Raw genomic sequence first — 19,383 nt, 5'->3', positions numbered from 1 at the left:
GACCCGTCGCCCGGTGGTGCCGTCGCCCGGCGGCGTCAGCGCCGCGGCTCGCCGCGGTAGGTGCCGAACGACCACAGGTTGCCCTCGGGGTCCTGGAGGACGAGCTCTCGGCTCCCGTAGTCCGTGTCCCGGAGGGGGATGACGACGCGACCTCCGGCCCCCGGCGCGCGCTCGCGGAGCCGCGCGTCGAGCGCCTCGATCTCGCTGTCGGGGACGACGACGTACGTGCCGCAGGTCCCGGGCTCGCGCGACCACTCGCGGTCGGGGGAGTGGCTGCCGAGCATGACCCCGCCGCCGTGCGGCCAGTCGAGCTGGGCGTGGGCGACGTCGCGGTCGTCGCCCGCCATGACGGCCGTCGCGACGAACCCGACGACGTCGGTGAGGAACGCGACGAGGTCGCGGGCGTCGTGCGCCTGGAGGGTGGGCCAGACCGTCGGCGGCGGCGCGTCGGGCACCGGGGTCGGCGCCGCGGCGGTGGGGGAGGTGTCAGCGGTCGTGCGGGTGCTCTCGTGGATGCTCATGTCCCCACCCTGGCCCGTCGGTGTGGCCGCCGGCTTGGATGTTCCCGAGCTCTTCGCGCACCCAGGCGGTCGGGCTCGTGCCGGCGAACCGGCGGAAGTCGCGCACCAGGTGGGAGTGGTCGGCGTACCCGGTCTGCGCGGCGACGTCGGCGAGCGTCCAGGCGCCCCGGCCGAGGGCGAGGCGCTGCACCTGGCGGCGTGCGGCGTCGAACCGCACGAGACCGCGCGCGGCCCGGGGCGTGACGCCGAGCTCGGCCCGGAACAGCGTCTCGAGCTGTCGCTCGCCGAGGGCGACGTGCCGCGCGACGTCGCGGACGCGCGCCCGACCCCGGCTGCGGACGAGCAGGCGCCACGCCTCCGCGACCTCGGCGCGCACCTCGGTGCGGACCGGTGGGGCACCGGGGCCGCCCGGCGGTCCGTCGCGGCCGGCGAAGGTCGCGAGGACGGGCTCGAACGCGGCGGGCCACGAGCCCGCCTCGGCGGCCTGCTCGCGCAGCCGCGCGGCGGCGGGGCCGAGGACGGCGTCGCCGTCCTCGACGAGGCCGAGGTCGCCCGCGCGCACGCCCAGCAGCGCCCGGCAGGCGAGGGGGTCGAGCGCGAGCTGCACGCCCGCCTGCTCCTGCGGCTGGTGGATGAGGGCCGGCCGGGTGTGCAGGCCGCCGACCAGCGACTCGTACCGCACCGGGACGTCGTCCGGCCCGGGCGAGGTCGGGACGACCCCGGCGGTGCTCACCACGAGCGTGAGCCACGGCGAGGGCAGGCCACGGTGGACGGGCGGCGCGCCCTCGGTGGGCGGGGTCCGGAGCCGGTAGCCGACCATCGACACGACGCCGGGCGGCAGCGCGCGGGACGGGGCTCGCACGAACTCGTGCATCCGACCACGCTAGACGGCCCGCGCACCGCTCACAGCCCGAGCGGTCGGTGCCATCCGACGTCGACGCGGAGCGTGGGGCCGGACGCCTCGTCGTCGACCTCCCCCACGCACCGGACCCGCCGGTCGAGGACCGACATCGCGTCGCACCGCCGCCCCGCCTCGTCCAGGCCGACCCGCGCACGGACGGCGTCGCGGTCGTGCCCGGGCCACGAGAGCGTCAGCTCGCGCCAGCAGCCGCCCGAGCCGCAGCCGATCCCCTCGTCGACGACCTGGACGCCGTCGGGGAACGTCGGGAGCGGGGGCGTGCCCGCCTCGTCGAGCTCGACCCGGAGCACGGGACCGACCAGCCACACGACCAGGAGGACCAGCCCGGCGGCCGCACCAGCGGCCCCGGCGCGACGGCCCACCCTGCGCTGCACCGCCGCATCGTACCGAGGGTCAGGTCGACGGGCGCAGCCCGCGCACCTGGGGGACGTCCGTGCCCCGGGCGGCGCGACGCACGTGGGAGCGCGCGTGCTCGATCGCGTCGTCGAGCGTGTCGAAGAGGTGGTTCTCGTGGCGGAGCTCGGCGAGCGCCCCGACGTTCGTGAGGAGAGACCGGTGCCGTTCCTGGACGCCCTTGACGAGCACGGTCACGCCGCGCGCCTCGAGCCCCTCGACGAGCTCGCCGAGCGCCTTGGCGCCGGTCGCGTCGACCATGCGGAGCTGGGAGAGCCGCAGGACCACGACCGCGACGTCGTCGTGCGCCGAGGCGTCGGTCACCTCGGTGAGCACGCGGTCCGCGGCGCCGAAGAACATGGAGCCCTCGAGACGGAAGAGCGCGACGTGCTCGTCGCCCGGCTGGGCGGGCCCGGGGAGCGGGTCGCGGTGCACGGCCGAGGCGCGGGCGACGGTCCGCAGCGCGAAGAACGCGGCGACGAGGATGCCGATCTCGATGGCCTGCACGAGGTCGAACGCGACGGTGACGACGGCGGTCACGACGAAGGTCGCCGCGCTGGACCGTCCGGCGCCGACCACCGAGCGGATCGTGCGGGCGCCGATCATCCGGAAGCTCGTCACCATGAGCACCCCGGCGAGCGCGGCGAGCGGGATCCGGGAGACCGGGCCGGTGGCGAGGTAGATGACGGCGAGGATCACGACGGCGTGCACGACGGCGGCGAGCCGCGTGCGGGCGCCGGAGCGCACGTTGACGGCGGTGCGGGCGATGGCTCCCGTGGCGGGCATGCCGCCGAAGAGGCCGCTCGCCACGGACGCGAGGCCTTGCCCGACGAGCTCGCGGTCGGGCTGGTAGACGGAGCCCCCGGGCGACCCGGTCTGCACCATGGACGCGGCGACGCGGGCGGACAGCAGCGACTCGATGGCCGCGAGCGCGGCGATCGCGAGGGCGGCGCCGCCGAGGTCGCGCAGCGCGCCGGGGGTGAACGTCGGCAGGACGGGCGCGGGCAGGGACGACGGCAGGGCGCCGATGCGCGGGACGGGCGCGCCGAGCACCTCGACGAGGACGGTGGCCAGCACGACCGCGACGAGCGACGCGGGGATCGCCGCGTGGGCGCGGGGGAGCAGCAGCATGGTCGCGGCGACGAGCGCGACGGACCCGAGCGTCCACAGGACCGGGGCGGGCGGGACGTCGGTCACGGCGGTGCGCACGGCCCCGACGGCGGTCACGAACGTGTTGTGGCCGGGGTCCGCGTCGACCCCGACCGCGGCCGGGACCTGCTGGAGGAAGATGATGCAGGCGATCCCGAGCGTGAAGCCCTCGACGACCGGCCAGGGGATGTATGTGACGACCCGCCCGAGCCGGGCGAGCCCCGCGACGAGGACCACGAGCCCGCCGAGGACGGTGACGAGCGCGACGGAGCCCAGCCCGTGGGTGACGACGATCGGCGCGAGCACGACGGCCATCGCCCCGGTCGGGCCGGAGACCTGGTGGTTCGACCCGCCGAGCACGGCGGCGACGACGCCGGCGATGACGGCGGTGACGAGACCGGCCGCCGCCCCGACGCCGGAGCTGACGCCGAACGCGAGCGCGAGCGGGAGGGCGACGACGCCCACGGTGACGCCGGCGAGCAGGTCGGCGCGCAGGGTCCGGGGTCGCAGGTCGTAGTCGGAGCGGCGCGGGAGCAGGTCGCGGACGGCGGCGAGGCGGCTCATGCGGAGACGGTCGACGTGGTGGCGTCCGACGCGGTCGCGTCGAGCACGGCGCGCGCCGACGCGCCCGGCAGGGCGGGGAGCCGTCGCGCGGCCTCGAGCTGGCCGGACGCGCCCGCGAGGCTCGAAAGGAGGAACGCGCGCGCGACGACGAGGAGCTCGGCGACGAGGGGCTCGGCGAGGCGGTACTCGACCGCGTTGCCGCTGCGGGTCGAGGTGACGACCCCGGCCCGGCGCAGCACGGCGAGGTGCTGGGAGAGCTGGGAGGGCTCGCACCCGGTGACGTCCAGGAGGTCGGACACGGGTGCGGTGTGGTCGGCGTCGGCCGCCAGGACCTCGAGCACCTGGATGCGGGTGGGGTGCGCGAGGCACCGGAAGAGCTCGGCCTTGATGCGGTAGAGGGGAGCGGCCTCGTCGGTGCCGCGGACGCCGTCGCCGCGGGCGCCGTCGTCGGGTCGGTCGGGGCGAGGTGTGCGGGGCACGGGTCCTCCGGTGCAGCGGGATGATGGTTTGCGCAATCCATCAAACCACGTCCGGCGGCACCCGGGCGCCCCGCGCGGGATAGCCTGCCGCCATGACCGTCGCGCCCGACCCGAGCACCGAGACGACGAGCCCCGAGACGGGCACCGCGACGACGGGCGCCGAGACGGGCACCGCGACGACGAGCGCCGACCCCTCGTCCGCCGTCCCCGTGGCCGACGCCGCCGTGCACCCGACGCTCGGTCGCGTCGTGCGGACGCTGGACGAGCTGTACCCGCCGTCGACGGTCGAGGCGTGGGACGCCGTCGGGCTCGTGGCCGGGGACCCGGGCGCGCCCGTGCGCAGGGTGCTGTTCGCCGTCGACCCGGTCGAGGAGGTCGCGGACGAGGCGCTCGCCTGGGGCGCGGACCTCCTGGTCACGCACCACCCCCTGTTCCTGCGGCCCGTGCACTCGGTCGCCGCGACGACGTTCAAGGGCTCGCTCGTGCACCGGCTCATCCGGGGCGGCTGCGGCCTGTACGTCGCGCACACGAACGCCGACGCGGCGGAGCGCGGCGTCGCCGACGCGCTCGCAGACGCCCTCGACCTGCTGCACCGCGTTCCCCTCGTCGCGCACCCGGCGCCGTCGCCGCACGAGGCGGCGTCGACCGGGACGGGCCGGGTCGGGCGCCTCGCGGAGCCGACGACGCTGCGCGGCTTCGCGCAGCGCGTCGCCGAGGTGCTCCCGCCCACGGTCCAGGGCGTGCGCGTCGCGGGCGACCTCGACGCCCCCGTGGAGTCCGTCGCCGTGGTCGGCGGGTCGGGCGACTCGCTGTTCGACGCCGTCCGGGCGAGCGGCGCCGACGTCTACCTCACGTCGGACCTGCGCCACCACCCGGTCTCCGAGCTGCGCGAGCGCGCGCGGCTCGAGGGCGGCGGCGAGGCGGGGACGCCGTTCCTCGTGGACGTGCCGCACTACGCCTCCGAGTGGCCGTGGCTCCGCTACGCTGCCGAGGACCTCGCGCGCACCCTCGCGCGCGAGCAGCCCGGGACCGCCGTCGAGACGCGCGTGAGCACGCTCGTCACGGACCCGTGGACCGCACGGGTCGCGTCCGTGCCGGCCGACCTGCCCGCCGATCCCGACGCCCCGCACGCCTGACGCCCCGACCCCGCACGCCGGCCCCGCACGGGGCCCACGAAAGGAACCACCTGTGGCCACCGCACCGCCCGCCGACCAGCTCCGCCTGCTCGACGTCCAGGAGCTCGACACGCGGGCGCAGCAGCTCGCGCACCAGCGCAAGAACCTGCCCGAGCACGCGCGCATCGCCGAGCTCGACGCCCAGATGGCGGACCTGCGGGGCAAGCTCGTCGAGTCCCGCACGGCGGTGAGCGACCTCAAGCGCGAGCTCACCAAGGCCGAGACCGACGTCGAGCAGGTGCGCACCCGCGCGGCGCGCGACCAGTCGCGGCTCGACTCGGGGCAGGTCGGGGCCAAGGACGCGCAGGCGCTCGTCGCCGAGCTCGAGTCCCTCGCGCGCCGCCAGGGCGTGCTGGAGGAGGTCGAGCTCGACGTCATGGAGCGGCTCGAGGCGCACGAGGAGGCGCTCGCCAGGCTCGAGTCCGCGAACGCCGAGCTCGAGGCCGCGAAGGCCGAGGTCGTGGCCGTGCGCGACGCGCGCTTCGCCGAGCTCGACGCCGAGGCCGGCCAGGTCGCGGGCAAACGGACCGACGCCGTCGCGGGCCTCGACGCCGGGCTCCTCGCCCTGTACGAGCGCGTGCGCGACCAGAACGGCGGCCGGGGCGTCGTCGCGCTGCGCGGCCAGCACGTCGACGGGCTGAACGTGTCCCTGAGCCCGGCCGAGCTCGCAGCGATCACGTCCGCCGCGCCCGACCAGGTCGTGCGGCTCGAGGACTACGGCCACATCGTGGTGCGGCCGGAGGGCGCCGGCGCGTGAGCGCGGACGGTCGGCGGCACCTCGTCGTCGAGGCCGACGGCGGGTCCCGGGGCAACCCGGGCCCGGCGGGCTTCGGCGCGCTCGTGCGCGACGGCGCGAGCGGGCAGGTCCTCGCCGAGCGCGCCGCGTTCCTCGGGACGACGACGAACAACGTCGCCGAGTACTCCGGCCTCGTCGCGGGGCTGCGCGCCGCCGCGGAGATCGACCCGGACGCGCGGGTGACCGTGCGGATGGACTCGCGGCTCGTCGTCGAGCAGATGTCCGGGCGGTGGCAGATCAAGCACGACGACATGCGCCGCCTCGCCGCCGAGGCCGCCGCGGTGCTGCCGGCGGGCCAGGTCGCGTACGAGTGGGTGCCACGCGCGCAGAACTCCGCGGCGGACGCCCTCGCGAACGAGGCGATGGACACGGCGGGGACGGTCGCGCGCGACTACCCGCCCGCCGCCGCGCCGGGTGGCGGCGACGACGAGCCCGAACCCGCCGCCGCCGGCGCGCCCGCCGAGGTCCCGGGGGAGTCGGCCGCGTTCGACACCCCCGCCCGCCCGTCCGGCGCCGCGGTCCGGTTCGACGACGCGCCCGCCCTTACCGTCGTGCTGGTGCGGCACGGGCAGACGCCGCTCACGGTCGCGGGCGCGTTCAGCGGGTCGTCGGTCCCCGGCCCGTCGCTGACGGCGCGGGGGCGCACGCAGGCCGCGCAGGCGGCCGACCTGGTGTTCCGAATTGGACGCCAGGCCTGGCCCGACCTGCCACGCCCGACCGCGATCGTCGCCTCGCCCATGGTGCGCGCGCAGGAGACGGCGCGCGCGGTCGGCCGCCGGCTCGGCGTCCACGTCACGACCGACGACCGGTTCGCCGAGGTCGACTTCGGGGAGTGGGAGGGGCTCACCGCCGCGGAGATCGACGCCGCGTGGCCGGGCCGCCTGCACGCGTGGCACACGACGGGCACGACCGCGGCCCCGGGCGGCGAGTCCTACGCCGACGTCGGCGCGCGCGTCTGGCACGGGCTCCAGGACCTCGTCGACACGCTCCTGCCGGGTGCGGGACCGGCGGGCCGGACGACGGTCGTCGTGGGCCACGCGGTGCAGGTGCGCGCCGCGATCGGCACCGCGCTCGGCGCGCCGCCGTCGCAGTGGTCGCGCGTGCGCGTGCCCCCCGCGTCGGTGAGCATCCTGCGCCTGTGGGCCGACGGCACGAGCGAGCTCACCGCCCAGGGCGTCCTGAGCGACCTCTGACGTCCGTCCTCCGCGAGATAGAGCCTCCGGTCGCGAGGTAGAGCTCCGCGCGTTCTACCCCGAGGCGGCGGGTTCTACCTCGCCGGCGGAGTCCGGCGCCGCCGCGGCGCGTTCACACTTCTCCGGGGTTTTTTGCCTTGGCGGGTTCCGTGAGGGCGTGCTCGACGGCCGTCGCGACCCACGCGTCGAGATCGTCCGGGTCGGCGACCCGTGCGCCGTCGACGAGGATCATGCCCGTCATCGGGCGACCGCCCATCTCCATGACCGTGCCGCCACGTTCGAGCGCGGCGCCCGTGCCGTCCTTGCCGACCCGCACCATGAGGTCGTCCCGGGTCACGCCGAGCGCCATGTGCGTGTTGACGAGGAACGCGATGCCGCCGAACATCTTCCGCTCGTCGAACGGAGCGCGCGGCCCCAGAGCGCCGCGGATCCGCTCGGCGAGGTCCTCGCTGTAGACCATGCGTCCACTGTGGACCTCGCCGCGCCGGGCCGCAGCGGGTGCGGGCCTGGGACCCGGTCGATCGCTCAGGCGATGACGAGCTCGAGCGTCCGCGGGCCGGTGCGGGTCGTGGCGTCGTGGAGCGTCGCCTCCAGGAGGCTGTAGCTCAGGCCCGAGCCCACCTCGGTGCCGATCACCGTGCCGACGAGCTCGCCCGCGGCGTCGAGCAGCTCTGCGGCCGACGACGGCGACGCCGCAGTCCGGCGCAGCAGGTGCCCGGCGAGCACGCCGCGGGTGTGCTTGGCGTTGTGCGAGACGACGGTGCGCTTCCCGGCGTGCTCGCGCACCACCCGCACGGCGACCCAGTCGGCCGACCGCGGACCGGTCGTCGCGGGCTTCCACGCGCCCACGTACGTCGCGGACCGGCAGTCGACGACGACGTCCCCGGCCGCACGCTCGTCGAGCACCGGGGCGAGGTGCGGTCGCCACGCGGCCGCGAGCTTCCCGACCCCCGGCAGGTCGACGGCCATGGAGAGCCGGTAGGCGGGGACGCGGTCGGCGGGGGAGAGGGCGCCCCACAGCGCCGACACGACGCGGACGTCCTCGCGCGCCCGGCGCGCGGTCTCGCCGCCCGACGCGAGCGCGCCCGCGAGGTCGGCGGCGCCGTAGAGCACGCCCGTGTAGATGTCGGCCGCGGACCCCGCGGGCGCGGTGCGCAGGGCCGTGTTGCGGCGCACCTCGTCGACGAGCCCCGGCGTCGTACCGAGGACGTCGTGCGCGTCCGGGCGCGCGCTCGCCGCGGCGAGCGCGTCGAGGACCTGCACGCGGTGCGCAGTGAGGGCGGGAGAGGTGAGCGCAGCGAGGTCGACCGGCGCGGCGCCGTCGGGCGCGGGGGTCTTGCCCTCGGACGGGGGGAGCAGCACGAGCACGCGGCCACTCTACGAGCGGACGCCGCGTCGTCGCGGCGGGTGACCAGGGACGACGGCGTGGGGTGCGTCACGGCTAGGCTCGCCCGATGGCCCAGGTGAAGATCTACGGACGGCGCAGCGTGTGGGGCGAGCGGCGGGCGGAGGTGTCCGACGCGCTGCACGATGCGCTCGTGCGCACCTGGCAGCTCCCGCCGGACAAGCGGTTCCACCGCTTCCTGCTCCTGGATGACGACGACCTGGTCGCCCCGCGCTCGGACGCGTACCTCGTCGTCGAGGTCGTGTGCTTCACGGGCCGCACGCGCGAGGCCAAGCGGTCGCTCATCGCGGCGCTGTACGACGACGTCGTGCCCGCCCTCGGCCTGACCCCGGACGACGTCGAGCTCGTGATCCTCGAGAGCCCGCGCGAGAGCTGGGGCATCCGTGGGGTCAGCGGCGACGAGCTCGCGCTGTCGTACCGCGTCGACGTGTGACCGATCCCGCGGACGGCCCCCGTTCAGGCGACGGGGGACGGCCCTGAGCCCGGTGTGGGCCGGCTCATCCTCCCTCGGCGACGACCGCCAGCACCGCGTCGCCGTACCGGGCGAGCTTGTTCTCACCGACGCCGCTCACCAGCGCGAGCCCGTCGAGCGAGCCGGGCCGGGCGGTCGCGATCCCCCGGAGCGTCGCGTCCCCGAACACGATGTAGGCGGGCACGCCCTGGGCCTTCGCTTCCCCCGCCCGCCAGGCGCGCAGCGCCTCGAAGAGCGGGACGTCGGCCTCGGCCAGCTCGGCGGCGGCCGCCCCCTTCCGTGCCTTCGCCGCACGCGCCGGGCGCGCCGGCTCGTGGCGCATCCGGACCTCGCGACGCCGGGCCAGGACCTCCCCGCTCCCCTCGGTGAGCACGAGCGTCCCGTGCACGCCCTCGACCGTGAGCAGCCCCTGGGCGAGGAGCTGACGCACCACGGCCCGCCACTCGTGCTCGGACAGGTCGTTCCCGACCCCGAACACCGACAGCTCCTGGTGCCGGAACCGTCGGACCTTCTCCGTGTCCCGGCCGAGGAGGATGTCGACGACCTGCCCGACGCCGAAGCTCTGCCCGCGCTCGCGGTCCAGGCGGAACACGGTCGAGAGCACCTTCTGTGCGGCGACCGTCCCGTCCCAGGCCTCGGGCGGGGCCTGACACGTGTCGCAGGATCCGCAGCCCCCCGGGTGGTCCTGCCCGAAGTAGGCGAGGAGCTGGGCCCGGCGGCACTCGACGGTCTCGCAGAGGGCGAGCATCGCGTTGAGGTGCAGGCCCAGGTTGCGCCGGTGCGCGGCGTCGCCGTCGGACGTCGCGATCAGCTTGCGCTGCTGCACGACGTCGGCGAGGCCGTAGGCCAGCCAGGCGGTGGACGGCAGCCCGTCACGCCCGGCGCGCCCCGTCTCCTGGTAGTACCCCTCGACCGACTTGGGCAGGTCGAGGTGCGCGACGAACCGGACGTCGGGCTTGTCGATGCCCATGCCGAACGCGATCGTCGCCACCATGACGAGGCCGTCCTCGCGCAGGAACCGGGCCTGGTTCGCGGAGCGCACCGACGCGGGCAGCCCTGCGTGGTAGGGCAGCGCCTCGATCCCGTTCTCGACGAGCGTCGCGGCGGTCTTCTCCACCGACGCGCGCGAGAGGCAGTAGACGATCCCCGCGTCCCCGGCGTGCTCGGTGCGCAGCAGGTCGAGCAGCTGCTTCTCCGGACGGTCCTTGGGCACGATCCGGTAGGTGATGTTGGGCCGGTCGAAGCTGGACACGAAGTGCCGCGCGCCCTCCAGGTCGAGGCGCTGGGCGATCTCGGCCCGCGTGGCCGCCGTCGCCGTCGCCGTCAGCGCGATGCGCGGGACGGACGGCCAGCGCTGGTGCAGCACCGACAGCTCGAGATAGTCGGGCCGGAAGTCGTGCCCCCACTGTGACACGCAGTGCGCCTCGTCGATCGCGAAGAGCGCGATCGGGGTCCTGTCGAGCAGGTCGAGGGTGGCGCGGCTGCGGAGCCCTTCCGGTGCCACGTAGAGCAGGTCGAGCTCGCCCGCTACGAGTTCACGCTCCACGGCGCGGCGGTCCTCGACGGACAGCGTGGAGTTGAGGAACGCCGCGCGCACGCCGAGCGCGGCGAGGGCGTCCACCTGGTCCTGCATGAGGGCGATGAGCGGGGACACCACGACGCCGGTCCCCGCGCGGACCAGGGCGGGGATCTGGTAGCACAGCGACTTGCCCCCGCCGGTGGGCATGAGTACCAGGGCGTCGCCGCCGCCGACGACGGTGTCGATGATGGCGGCCTGCTCGCCCCGGAACGAGTCGTACCCGAAGACCCGCCGGAGCACGTCGAGAGCCGGTTCGGTCGCAGTCGCTGTGGCCACCAGGGCACCCTACCGACGAGGTCCGACACGACGGTCCCGGCGCGCGACCGTCCCGCGCACCGGGGCGCCCGTCACGGACGGCGGAGCTCGGCGGGCAGGTCGTCGCGGTGGCGGACGGCGAGGGAGGTCACCGCGCGGGTCAGGCAGACGTACAGGCGCCGCAGCCCCGTGACCCGGTCGGCCTCGCCCCGGACGACGCCCTCCGGGTCGTCCAGCACGACGTGGTCGAACTCCAGCCCCTTCGCGAGCGACGCGGGCACGAGGTCGAGGCGCGCGTCGAACTCGACCGCGCCGTCGTCGTCCGACGCCTCGCCGACGACCGCGAAGGCGAGGCCGGCCTGGGTGAGCGCCCTGCGCGCGGCCTCCGCGCCGCCGTCGGGCACGATCAGACCGACCGACCCCTCCCGGGCGAGCGCCGTGCGGACCAGGTCCACCAGCGGCTCCGTGGTGAGGACCAGCTCGCCCCGGGCGCGACGGACGGCGACCGGGGGAGCGAGATCCGGCGCGATCGAGGGCAGCAGGCGGGCCGCGTACTCGATGACGTCGCCGGGGACGCGGAAGCCCGCGGTGAGCTGCTCCACGTGGCCGTCGGGCTTGCCGAGGTGCGTCAGTGCGTCGGTCCACGAGGAGACCCCCCACGGCGTCGTCGCCTGCGCCAGGTCGCCCAGCACCGTCAGCGAGCCGGTGCGCGCCCGGCGCCCGAGAGCGCGCAGCATCATCGGCGACAGGTCCTGCGCCTCGTCCACCACGACGTGCGCGACCGACGCGCCGCGGGCCAGCAGGTCGGCGACCTCGTCGAGCAGGACGAGGTCGGCCAGCGTCCAGCGGGCCGTGCCCGGCGTCCGGGACGGTCGGGCCGGGCGCAGCAGCTCCTGCTCGGCCGCGGTGAGGACGCCGTCGGCGCTCGTGGCGAGGAACGCAGGGTCGACGAGGAGCCGGTGCAGCAGCGCCGTCGGCGTGACCTTCGGCCACACCGCGGCGGTGTAGTCCCGGACCGGTCGGGTGCGCGCGAGCGTGTCCCAGGCCCGCTCGTCGAGCGCCTCGCCGGACTCCTCGATCTGCACGAGGACCCGGTGCGCGAGCGCGTGCCGCAGGTGGTCGCGACCGGCGTCGAAGCGTGGCTCCCGGCCGACCACCTGCGCGACGCACTCGCGCGCCTCGTGCGCGGCGACGCGCCAGCGGCGTGCGCCGCGCGGCAGCACCAGGGCCTCGGACGGCTCCGCCACGTGGGACCACACGGCGCGACGGAGCACCTCGGCCATGCGTGCGTCGCCCTTGAGCCGGGCGACGTCCGGCGGCTCCGTCCCGCGCAGACGCCCGTGCGTCGCGACGATCTCCTCGACGGTGGTCTGGGCCGCGTCGACCTCGCCGAGGGCGGGCAGCACGTCGCGGATGTACCGCAGGAAGCTCGCGTTGGGCCCCACGACGGTCATGCCGGCGCGGCTCACCCGCTCCCGGTGGGAGTACAGCAGGTACGCGGCGCGGTGCAGCCCGACGGCGGTCTTGCCGGTGCCGGGCGCGCCCTGCACGACGACGGTCCGGTCGAGCCCGCTGCGCACGATGACGTCCTGCTCGGGCTGGATGGTGGCGACGATGTCGCGCATCGGGCCGGTACGGGGCCGCTCGATCTCGGCCTCGAGGATCGCGGAGGACTCCGCACCGGGACCCGGGGCGGTGAGCGACTCGTCCTCGAAGCCGGTGAGGGCACCGCGCTGGAAGCCGTAGCGGCGGCGGACGGCGACGCCCATCGGCTCGGTGCGGGTGGCGCGGTAGAAGGGCGTGCTCACGGGGGCGCGCCAGTCGACGACGAGCGGGTCGCCCTCGGGGTCGGAGACGTGGCGACGGCCGATGTGGAAGACCTCGGCGGGCGCGCGGTCCACGGCGTCGAGGTCGATGCGTCCGAAGAAGAGCGGGACCTCCGGGTCGTCAGCGAGCTGGGCGAGCCGGCGGGCGAGCGCCGCCTCGAGATACTCGGCGCTGACCCGGTCCCCGGCGAGGGCGTGGAGCGACCGGGCCTGCTCGCGCATGCGGGCCAGCTGCGTGCGGGCGGCGGCCAGGAACTCCTGCTCCCGAGCGAGCTCGCCGGACGCGTCCCCGGCAGGTGCGCGGGTCGGTGCGTCGGGGCCGGACGGTACGGCGGGGGCGGGCACGTCAGACCTCCGGGATCCGGGTGTGAGGGGGCGGGCCATCCTACGGGGGCGCCGCCCCTCCGGTGGGCCGGTCGCTGGTTCGACGATCCGCCCGGGACCGGTAATCTTGCCCGTGCGGACGAGTCGGTCGGACGGTCGCGTCGAGGGGCCTCGTGCTCCTCGCCGAGGAACGTCCGGGCTCCGAAGGGCAAGGTGGTGGGTAACGCCCACCCGGGGTGACCCGCGGGACAGTGCCACAGAGAACAGACCGCCGCGTCAGGCAGGCTTCGGCTTCGCCCGGCGCGGTAAGGGTGAAACGGTGGTGTAAGAGACCACCAGCGGGCCGGGTGACCGGCCCGGCTCGGTAAACCCCACCTGGAGCAAGGTCAGACAGACTGTGTCGGAGGGCTGCCCGCCCGATTCTCTCCGGAGAAGCACAGTCGGGTAGACCGCTCGAGCCCTGCGGCGACGCAGGGCCTAGATGGATGACCGTCGCCCGCGCGAGGGTGACCTCGCGCGGGAACAGAACCCGGCGTACAGACCGGCTCGTCCGCTTCAACGCTTTGACCTGCGGAAACGCAGGGAATCAGACCGCTTCGACGCCCAGTGGCCGCGAAGTGGCCGCACGAGACGGCGCTACCTAGCGCGTTCTCGATGACGTCGCGCGTCCGGTCGTCCGACTCGGGGAACAGCGTGAGTACGTGTCGAGCGTCTCCGACGCGCTCGCGTGACCGAGGCGTGCCACGTTGCGGAACACGAGCGCGGTCGGGACGGCGGGGTAGGCGTCCAGATGGTCCGTGAGCGCGTCCACGGCGACCTGCGGGAGCGGGACCGTGCGGTCGACTCGCGTCCCTCTTGAGTGGTCCTGCCCCGGCCAAGCCGCTGCTTCCGGGAGGCCGCACGCCAGGCTCCCGAGCGCGAGACGGGAAGTGGCCCAGTCGGCTCCTGAACCCGTTGTCGGCCGGTGCGCAGGTGTCTAGCCGAATAGACGCTTGCGTGTCTATTCGGTTAGACTTACGCTCATGGTCCAAGGCACCCGCTCCGCGTCGCAGGTACTCAAGGCGGCACGCAAGCACGCCAAGAGCCTCGGCTGCACGGTAGAGCAACTCCCCAAGCGCGGGAAGGGCTCACACACAATCTGGGTTGTCCTGGACAAGGAGGGCACGGAGGTCGGTCGCATCGGCCTCACCGGCCACGCGGGGCAGATGTCGCAGACGGTGACTCGCTCCAACGAAGATGCACTCGAACCGCTCTTCGGGAAGGGATGGCTAGACAAGTGAAGCGCAAGGTACGTGTCACTCGCGAAGGGCGTTGGTGGGTGGCAGTTGTCGAGGGAGTGCCTGGCGGCGCAACCGAGACGCAACGCCTGGCGGACCTTGAGGGCGAGGTCCGTGACCTCCTCGCCGGACTGCTCGACGAGGACGAAGACTCCTTCGAACTGTCTTGGGATCTCACCGCCGTCCTCGGAGACGAAGGCCAGGCGATGTGGGAGGCGTACATGCGAGAGCGTGAAGAGCTCAACGCGCGGCGCCGAAAGTTCGAAGAGGATCGCAAGGCAACCGTCCGATTGCTACACCAGGCAGGCGTGAGCGTTCGCGACTCCGCCACCTTGGTCGATCTGTCACACCAGCGGGTATCCCAGCTGCTGGACGCATAGTTCGTGACGCACAACGCGAAAGGCTCCGCACCCGACATGGGTGCGGGGCCCTTCGCGCTGTGGGGCGGTCACTGGATGTTCTTGTGCTCCCAGCCGCGCGAGTTGGGCGCGTGGCGGGCAGTCCGCAGATGGTCCGCAAGAGCGCCACGAGCCCCCGAGTCCTTCGACCCTCCCAACGCGTCGAGCCGCGGATCCCCGACGTTCCCGACGCAAACGTGACACCCGCGGACAGTCGACGACCCCGCCGGTAGAACCCGGCGTGCAGACCGGCTCGTCCTCACTCCTCGTCCCGCCGCGCGTCGATATGGTCGAGCCGGTCGCGCGCGTAGTGCTTGCGAGCGGAACGGTGAACCTTCACGCCACGTGGGCCCAGGCGCGCACCGCGGCGCGTATCGCCTCCGACTCGCTGCTCAACCCTTCGGCCTCGGCGCGCGCCTTGAGCGCGGCCAGCGTCGGTCCGTCGAGACGTACTGTCACCGGCTTTCCCGGCCCGGCGCCCACGGTCGGCCGACCGCGACCGCGGCGCCGGAGAGCGGGGAGGTCGTACCCTGCCTCGGCCTCGTCGGCCCATGCCTGTATCTGCTCGTCGGTCACCGGTCGACCGTGGATCGTCTCGTGCGTGTCCCCATCACCCATCAAAATAATGTACACGAAATTACTCGAGTGATGGCGCTCCGTCGATCTGGATGGGGAAGAACAGGCTGCGGAAGGCGGCCGTGTTGCCACGAGCGCGGCGCGTACCATGTCAGGCGTGGAGGCCCGGGCCGACGATCGACCACTTGCGGCGCGCCGCCCGCTCCGCCCGTCGTCCGGCTCCCCGGCGACGATCTCCGACCACCTCCGACCGAGGAGAACCCATGTCGCACGACGACCCCCGCACGCCCCCGCTCGCCTACGTCATCGCCGGGTCGGAGGCGACGGGCGGTGCCGGCATCCAGGCCGACCTCAAGACGTTCCAGGAGCTGGGCACGTACGGCGTCGGCACGCTGACGTGCATCGTCTCGTTCGACCCGAAGAACGACTGGGGTCACCGGTTCGTCCCGGTCGACCCGCAGGTGATCGCCGACCAGTTCGAGGCGGCGACGGTCGCGCACGAGCCGTCGGTCGTGAAGATCGGCATGCTCGGCACGCCCGCGACGATCGACGTCGTCGCGCAGTCGCTGCGCTCGCGCTCGTGGGAGCACGTCGTGCTCGACCCGGTGCTCATCTGCAAGGGCCAGGAGCCGGGCGCGGCGCTCGACACGGACACCGCGCTGCGTGCGCAGGTCCTCCCGCTCGCGACCGTCGTGACGCCCAACCTCTTCGAGACGCGCACGCTCGCGGGCGTGGAGTCGATCGAGACGGTCGAGGAGCTCGTCGAGGCGGCGCGCAAGGTCCAGGCGCTCGGACCGCGCGCCGTCGTCGCGAAGGGCGGCGTCGAGCTGCCCGGCCCGGACGCGGTCGACGTGCTGGTCGACGGCGACGAGGTGCACGTGCTGCGCACGCCGAAGATCGGCGAGGAGCGCGTCAGCGGCGCGGGCTGCACGTTCGCGGCCGCGATCACCGCCGAGCTCGCGAAGGGCGCCTCGGTGCTCGACGCCGCGCGCGTCGCCAAGGACGTCGTCACCGCCTCGATCGAGGACCGCGTGGCGTCGAACGCGCCGTTCGACGCCGTGCGCGTCGGCGCGCGTCGCTGACAACCGCGCGACCGGCGCTCGACCGACGATCACCCCTCGGACGCCTTCACGTCCCCTGACGGTCAAGGAATACTCTCGTCACCGTGAACGACCTCTCCCCTTCGGAACTGTCCCCGTCGCCGGGTGCTGCCGACGCCCCTGACCGGGTCGCCGCCGACGTCTCCGACGACACCGGGCACGCAGGGCGCGGCCTCGCCCGCCACGACGTGCCCGCCCCGCTGCGCGACGACGTCCGCCTGCTCGGCGGTCTGCTCGGCACCGTGCTCCGCGAGACGGGCGGGCAGGACCTGCTCGACGACGTCGAGCGCCTGCGCGAGCTGTCCATCCGCGCGTACGACGACTCGTCCGGCGCGGTGCTGGCCGAGGCGGAGACCCTCGTCGAGGGTCTCTCCATGGCGCGCGCCGAGCAGGTCGCCCGCGCCTTCACGTGCTACTTCCACCTCGCGAACCTCGCGGAGGAGTACCACCGCGTGCGCGTCCTGCGCGAGCGCGAGGCCGAGTTCGCGACCCGCGCGACGACGCCCGACGACTCCCTCCCGGAGGCGTTCGAGCAGCTCGTCGGCGAGGTCGGTCGCGACGAGGCGCTGCGCCGCCTCCGCCGGCTCGAGTTCCGCCCGGTGCTCACGGCGCACCCGACCGAGGCCCGCCGTCGTGCGGTGTCCGGCGCGGTCCGCCGCATCGCGACCCTGCTCGACGAGCGGGACGCGCAGCGCCTCGGCGGCACGTCGCTCGCGGAGAACGAGCGCCGTCTGCTCGCCGAGATCGACACGATGTGGCGCACCGCGCCGATCCGCGAGCACAAGCCGTCCGTCCTCGACGAGGTGAAGACGGCGCTCGGCGTGTTCGACGCGACGATGTTCGACACGTTCCCCACGGTCTACCGGCGCCTGGACGACTGGCTCCTCGGCGACGAGGCGGGGCGCGAGGAGCCGCTCGTGCGGCCGTTCGTCAGCCTCGGCACGTGGATCGGCGGCGACCGCGACGGCAACCCCAACGTGACGGCCGAGGTCACGCGCCAGGCCGCGGCGATCGCGGCGGACCACGCGCTCGCGGCGCTCGAGCAGCAGACGCGTGCCGTCGGCCGCAAGCTCACGCTCGACCAGGACGGCACGCCGCCCTCGGACGGGCTGCGGGCGCTCTGGGAGCGGCAGCGCCGCCTCTCGGAGGCCGTGACCTCCGCCGCGTCGGCGGCGTCCCCGCGCGAGCCGCACCGCGCGGTCCTGCTCGTCGTGGCGGACCGGATCGCCGCGACGCGCGCCCGCAACGCGGACCTCGCGTACGCGACGGCGGAGCAGCTCGAGTCCGACCTGCGCGTCGTCCAGGAGTCGCTCGTCGCGGCGGGCGCTCCCCGCGCGGCGTACGGGGACCTGCAGCAGCTCGTGTGGCAGGTGGAGACGTTCGGCTTCCACCTCGCGGAGCTCGAGGTGCGTCAGCACTCGCAGGTCCACGAGTCGGCGCTCGCGGAGATCGCGGAGAAGGGCCTGCGCGGCGACCTGTCCGACCGCACGCGCGAGGTGCTCGACACGTTCCGCGCGCTCGGCGCGGTCCAGGAGCGCTACGGCGTCCGCGCCGCGCGCCGCTACATCGTGTCGTTCACCCAGAAGCCCGAGCACCTCGCGGCGGTGTACCAGCTCGCGGAGCTCGCGTTCGAGGGCGCCGACGAGGTGCCGGTCGTCGACGCGATCCCGCTGTTCGAGACCTTCGCGGACCTCCGGGCGAGCGTCGACATCCTCGAGTCGATGCTCACGCTGCCCCAGGTGCAGCGCCGGCTCGCCGAGAACGGGCGCCGCGTCGAGGTCATGCTCGGCTACTCGGACTCGTCGAAGGACGTCGGCCCGGTCTCCGCGACGCTCGCGCTGCACGACGCGCAGAGCCGCATCGCGCAGTGGGCCGAGCGGCACGACATCACGCTGACGCTGTTCCACGGCCGCGGCGGGGCGCTCGGCCGCGGGGGCGGTCCCGCGAACCGTGCCGTGCTCGCCCAGCCGCCGGGCTCGGTCGACGGCCGGTTCAAGCTCACGGAGCAGGGCGAGGTCATCCTCGCGCGCTACGGCGACCCGACCATCGCGTCTCGCCACATCGAGCAGGTCGCCGCGGCGACGCTGCTCGCGTCGGCGCCGTCGACGGAGAAGCGCAACGCCGAGGCGACCGAGCGGTACCGCGACCTGGCCGCGGCGCTCGACGTGTCGTCGCGCCGCCGGTTCCACGAGCTGGTCCGTGCGGACGGCTTCCCGCAGTGGTTCTCCCAGGTGACGCCGCTCGAGGAGGTCGGCCTCCTGCCGATCGGCTCGCGCCCGGCCCGCCGCGGCCTGTCCGTCTCCTCGCTCGACGACCTGCGGGCCATCCCGTGGGTGTTCTCGTGGTCGCAGGCCCGCATCAACCTCGCGGGCTGGTACGGGCTCGGGACGGCGCTGAAGGAGTTCGGCGACCTCGAGCTGCTCCGCGAGGCGCATCGCGAGTGGCCGCTGTTCGCGACGCTCCTCGACAACGTCGAGATGTCCCTCGCCAAGACGGACGAGCGGATCGCGGAGCGCTACCTCGCGCTCGGCGAGCGCGACGACCTCGCGCAGGCGATCCTCGACGAGCTGCGGCTCACGCGCGAGCAGGTCCTCGCCGTCACGGAGAACGCGTGGCCGCTCGCCGGGCGCCGGGTCCTGGGCCGCGCGGTCCAGCTCCGCAGCCCGTACGTCGACGCGCTCTCGCTGCTCCAGGTCCGCGCCCTGCGCGGCCTGCGCTCGGGCGCGGAGGGGCCGGTCAAGGACGAGCTGCAGCACCTCCTGCTGCTCACCGTGAACGGCGTCGCCGCCGGCCTGCAGAACACGGGCTGACCCCGCAGCGCCCCGCGCACGGCGGCCGCCACGCCGACCCGGCTCCGGGTCGGGTGGCGGCCGTCGCCGTCTGGACACCCGTCCAACTGTTGAATGAATCCTCAACGACCGGGCCGAGGAACGATATCGACGGCGTCCTGGGTAAAGTCTTCGCCAGAGGCCTACCAGCCAG

Annotated in this window: 18 protein-coding genes and 1 other RNA gene; 9 read left to right on the top strand and 10 right to left on the bottom strand. The window is 74.7% G+C overall.

Annotation, left to right across the window (positions count from 1 at the left end; translation table 11 throughout):
• Window positions 1–35: 35 nt before the first annotated feature.
• Genes ACFC2L_RS13105 through ACFC2L_RS13085 form a run of 5 tightly spaced genes read right to left on the bottom strand, consistent with a single transcriptional unit; the run spans window position 36 to window position 4,025 of the window.
• Window positions 36–521, bottom strand: a complete 486-nt coding sequence (locus ACFC2L_RS13105) for a VOC family protein (RefSeq protein WP_375824746.1) — start codon at window positions 519–521, stop codon at window positions 36–38.
• Window positions 487–1,395: a helix-turn-helix domain-containing protein gene (locus ACFC2L_RS13100; protein ID WP_375824745.1), complete on the bottom strand. Its 909-nt coding sequence runs from the start codon at window positions 1,393–1,395 to the stop codon at window positions 487–489. Before ACFC2L_RS13100 ends, ACFC2L_RS13105 begins: the two co-directional genes overlap by 35 nt.
• Window positions 1,396–1,424: 29 nt before the next feature.
• Complete coding sequence (locus tag ACFC2L_RS13095) at window positions 1,425–1,814, bottom strand: hypothetical protein (RefSeq protein ID WP_375824744.1); 390 nt, start codon at window positions 1,812–1,814, stop codon at window positions 1,425–1,427.
• A 19-nt stretch (window positions 1,815–1,833) separates the two neighbouring features.
• The gene (locus tag ACFC2L_RS13090; protein ID WP_375824743.1) at window positions 1,834–3,546 is read right to left on the bottom strand and encodes a SulP family inorganic anion transporter; all 1,713 of its coding nucleotides are present in this window, start codon (window positions 3,544–3,546) and stop codon (window positions 1,834–1,836) included.
• Entirely contained in the window at window positions 3,543–4,025 is a 483-nt protein-coding gene (locus ACFC2L_RS13085; protein WP_375824742.1) for an ArsR/SmtB family transcription factor, read from the bottom strand. Before ACFC2L_RS13085 ends, ACFC2L_RS13090 begins: the two co-directional genes overlap by 4 nt.
• 92 nt (window positions 4,026–4,117) lie before the next feature.
• Here ACFC2L_RS13085 and ACFC2L_RS13080 point away from each other — a divergent pair, with 92 nt between their 5' ends.
• The 3 genes from ACFC2L_RS13080 to ACFC2L_RS13070 are packed head-to-tail and all read left to right on the top strand — an operon-like array spanning window position 4,118 to window position 7,189.
• Window positions 4,118–5,161, top strand: coding sequence for a Nif3-like dinuclear metal center hexameric protein (locus tag ACFC2L_RS13080; RefSeq protein WP_375824740.1), 1,044 nt, complete (start codon window positions 4,118–4,120; stop codon window positions 5,159–5,161).
• A 52-nt stretch (window positions 5,162–5,213) separates the two neighbouring features.
• Window positions 5,214–5,957: a zinc ribbon domain-containing protein gene (locus tag ACFC2L_RS13075; protein WP_375824739.1), complete on the top strand. Its 744-nt coding sequence runs from the start codon at window positions 5,214–5,216 to the stop codon at window positions 5,955–5,957.
• Entirely contained in the window at window positions 5,954–7,189 is a 1,236-nt protein-coding gene (locus tag ACFC2L_RS13070; protein ID WP_375824738.1) for a bifunctional RNase H/acid phosphatase, read from the top strand. The genes ACFC2L_RS13075 and ACFC2L_RS13070 overlap by 4 nt, the downstream gene beginning before the upstream one ends.
• A 112-nt stretch (window positions 7,190–7,301) precedes the next feature.
• Here the strand turns inward: ACFC2L_RS13070 and ACFC2L_RS13065 are convergent, their stop codons facing one another.
• Together ACFC2L_RS13065 and ACFC2L_RS13060 are read right to left on the bottom strand one after the other, a co-directional pair.
• On the bottom strand, window positions 7,302–7,649 hold the full coding sequence (locus tag ACFC2L_RS13065) for a TfoX/Sxy family protein (protein WP_375824737.1): 348 nt from the start codon (window positions 7,647–7,649) through the stop codon (window positions 7,302–7,304).
• A 65-nt stretch (window positions 7,650–7,714) separates the two neighbouring features.
• A complete protein-coding gene (locus tag ACFC2L_RS13060; RefSeq protein ID WP_375824736.1) occupies window positions 7,715–8,557 on the bottom strand; it encodes a YaaA family protein in 843 nt (280 codons plus the stop codon).
• Between the two features lie 86 nt (window positions 8,558–8,643).
• Between ACFC2L_RS13060 and ACFC2L_RS13055 the strand changes: the two genes are divergently transcribed.
• Window positions 8,644–9,027, top strand: coding sequence for a tautomerase family protein (locus ACFC2L_RS13055; protein ID WP_375824735.1), 384 nt, complete (start codon window positions 8,644–8,646; stop codon window positions 9,025–9,027).
• 64 nt (window positions 9,028–9,091) lie between these two features.
• On the opposite strand, the gene recQ is transcribed toward ACFC2L_RS13055, so the two are convergent.
• The gene (gene recQ / locus ACFC2L_RS13050; protein ID WP_375824734.1) at window positions 9,092–10,921 is read right to left on the bottom strand and encodes a DNA helicase RecQ; all 1,830 of its coding nucleotides are present in this window, start codon (window positions 10,919–10,921) and stop codon (window positions 9,092–9,094) included.
• Window positions 10,922–10,992: 71 nt separating this feature from the next.
• Window positions 10,993–13,071, bottom strand: coding sequence for a HelD family protein (locus tag ACFC2L_RS13045; RefSeq protein WP_375824733.1), 2,079 nt, complete (start codon window positions 13,069–13,071; stop codon window positions 10,993–10,995).
• Window positions 13,072–13,190: 119 nt separating this feature from the next.
• On the opposite strand from ACFC2L_RS13045, the gene rnpB reads away from it, so the two are divergent.
• From rnpB to ACFC2L_RS13030, 3 genes are all read left to right on the top strand, one after another.
• An RNA gene (gene rnpB / locus ACFC2L_RS13040) (RNase P RNA component class A) lies at window positions 13,191–13,603 on the top strand.
• Between the two features lie 469 nt (window positions 13,604–14,072).
• Window positions 14,073–14,330 carry a hypothetical protein gene (locus ACFC2L_RS13035; protein ID WP_375824732.1) on the top strand — a complete coding sequence of 86 codons (258 nt, stop codon included), beginning with the start codon at window positions 14,073–14,075 and terminating at the stop codon, window positions 14,328–14,330.
• A 38-nt stretch (window positions 14,331–14,368) separates the two neighbouring features.
• Window positions 14,369–14,707 (top strand): hypothetical protein, encoded by a 339-nt coding sequence (locus tag ACFC2L_RS13030; protein ID WP_375824731.1) that lies wholly within the window; start codon window positions 14,369–14,371, stop codon window positions 14,705–14,707.
• A 354-nt stretch (window positions 14,708–15,061) separates the two neighbouring features.
• Here ACFC2L_RS13030 and ACFC2L_RS13025 read toward each other — a convergent pair whose 3' ends face one another.
• Window positions 15,062–15,301 carry a ribbon-helix-helix domain-containing protein gene (locus ACFC2L_RS13025; RefSeq protein ID WP_375824730.1) on the bottom strand — a complete coding sequence of 80 codons (240 nt, stop codon included), beginning with the start codon at window positions 15,299–15,301 and terminating at the stop codon, window positions 15,062–15,064.
• Window positions 15,302–15,564: 263 nt separating this feature from the next.
• On the opposite strand from ACFC2L_RS13025, the gene thiD reads away from it, so the two are divergent.
• Window positions 15,565–16,383 carry a bifunctional hydroxymethylpyrimidine kinase/phosphomethylpyrimidine kinase gene (gene thiD, locus ACFC2L_RS13020; RefSeq protein ID WP_375824729.1) on the top strand — a complete coding sequence of 273 codons (819 nt, stop codon included), beginning with the start codon at window positions 15,565–15,567 and terminating at the stop codon, window positions 16,381–16,383.
• 206 nt (window positions 16,384–16,589) lie between these two features.
• Window positions 16,590–19,211: a phosphoenolpyruvate carboxylase gene (locus tag ACFC2L_RS13015; protein WP_375824823.1), complete on the top strand. Its 2,622-nt coding sequence runs from the start codon at window positions 16,590–16,592 to the stop codon at window positions 19,209–19,211.
• The last annotated feature ends 172 nt before the right edge of the window (window positions 19,212–19,383 follow it).

It is taken from the genome of Cellulosimicrobium sp. NPDC055967 (assembly GCF_042269845.1).
In the GTDB taxonomy this organism is placed as follows: Bacteria; Actinomycetota; Actinomycetes; order Actinomycetales; family Cellulomonadaceae; genus Cellulosimicrobium.
Note: the sequence above shows the minus strand (reverse complement) of the source record. Positions and strands in the feature narration are given on the sequence as shown.

Excerpts from the sequence above, each read along its gene's own strand:
- ACFC2L_RS13065 (WP_375824737.1), bottom strand. The coding sequence starts at position 7,649 with ATGGTCTACAGCGAGGACCTCGCCGAGCGGATCCGCGGCGCTCTGGGG.
- ACFC2L_RS13080 (WP_375824740.1), top strand. The coding sequence starts at position 4,118 with ATGACCGTCGCGCCCGACCCGAGCACCGAGACGACGAGCCCCGAGACG.
- ACFC2L_RS13090 (WP_375824743.1), bottom strand. The coding sequence starts at position 3,546 with ATGAGCCGCCTCGCCGCCGTCCGCGACCTGCTCCCGCGCCGCTCCGAC.
- ACFC2L_RS13105 (WP_375824746.1), bottom strand. The coding sequence starts at position 521 with ATGAGCATCCACGAGAGCACCCGCACGACCGCTGACACCTCCCCCACC.
- ACFC2L_RS13055 (WP_375824735.1), top strand. The coding sequence starts at position 8,644 with ATGGCCCAGGTGAAGATCTACGGACGGCGCAGCGTGTGGGGCGAGCGG.
- thiD (WP_375824729.1), top strand. The coding sequence starts at position 15,565 with ATGTCGCACGACGACCCCCGCACGCCCCCGCTCGCCTACGTCATCGCC.
- ACFC2L_RS13100 (WP_375824745.1), bottom strand. The coding sequence starts at position 1,395 with ATGCACGAGTTCGTGCGAGCCCCGTCCCGCGCGCTGCCGCCCGGCGTC.
- ACFC2L_RS13035 (WP_375824732.1), top strand. The coding sequence starts at position 14,073 with ATGGTCCAAGGCACCCGCTCCGCGTCGCAGGTACTCAAGGCGGCACGC.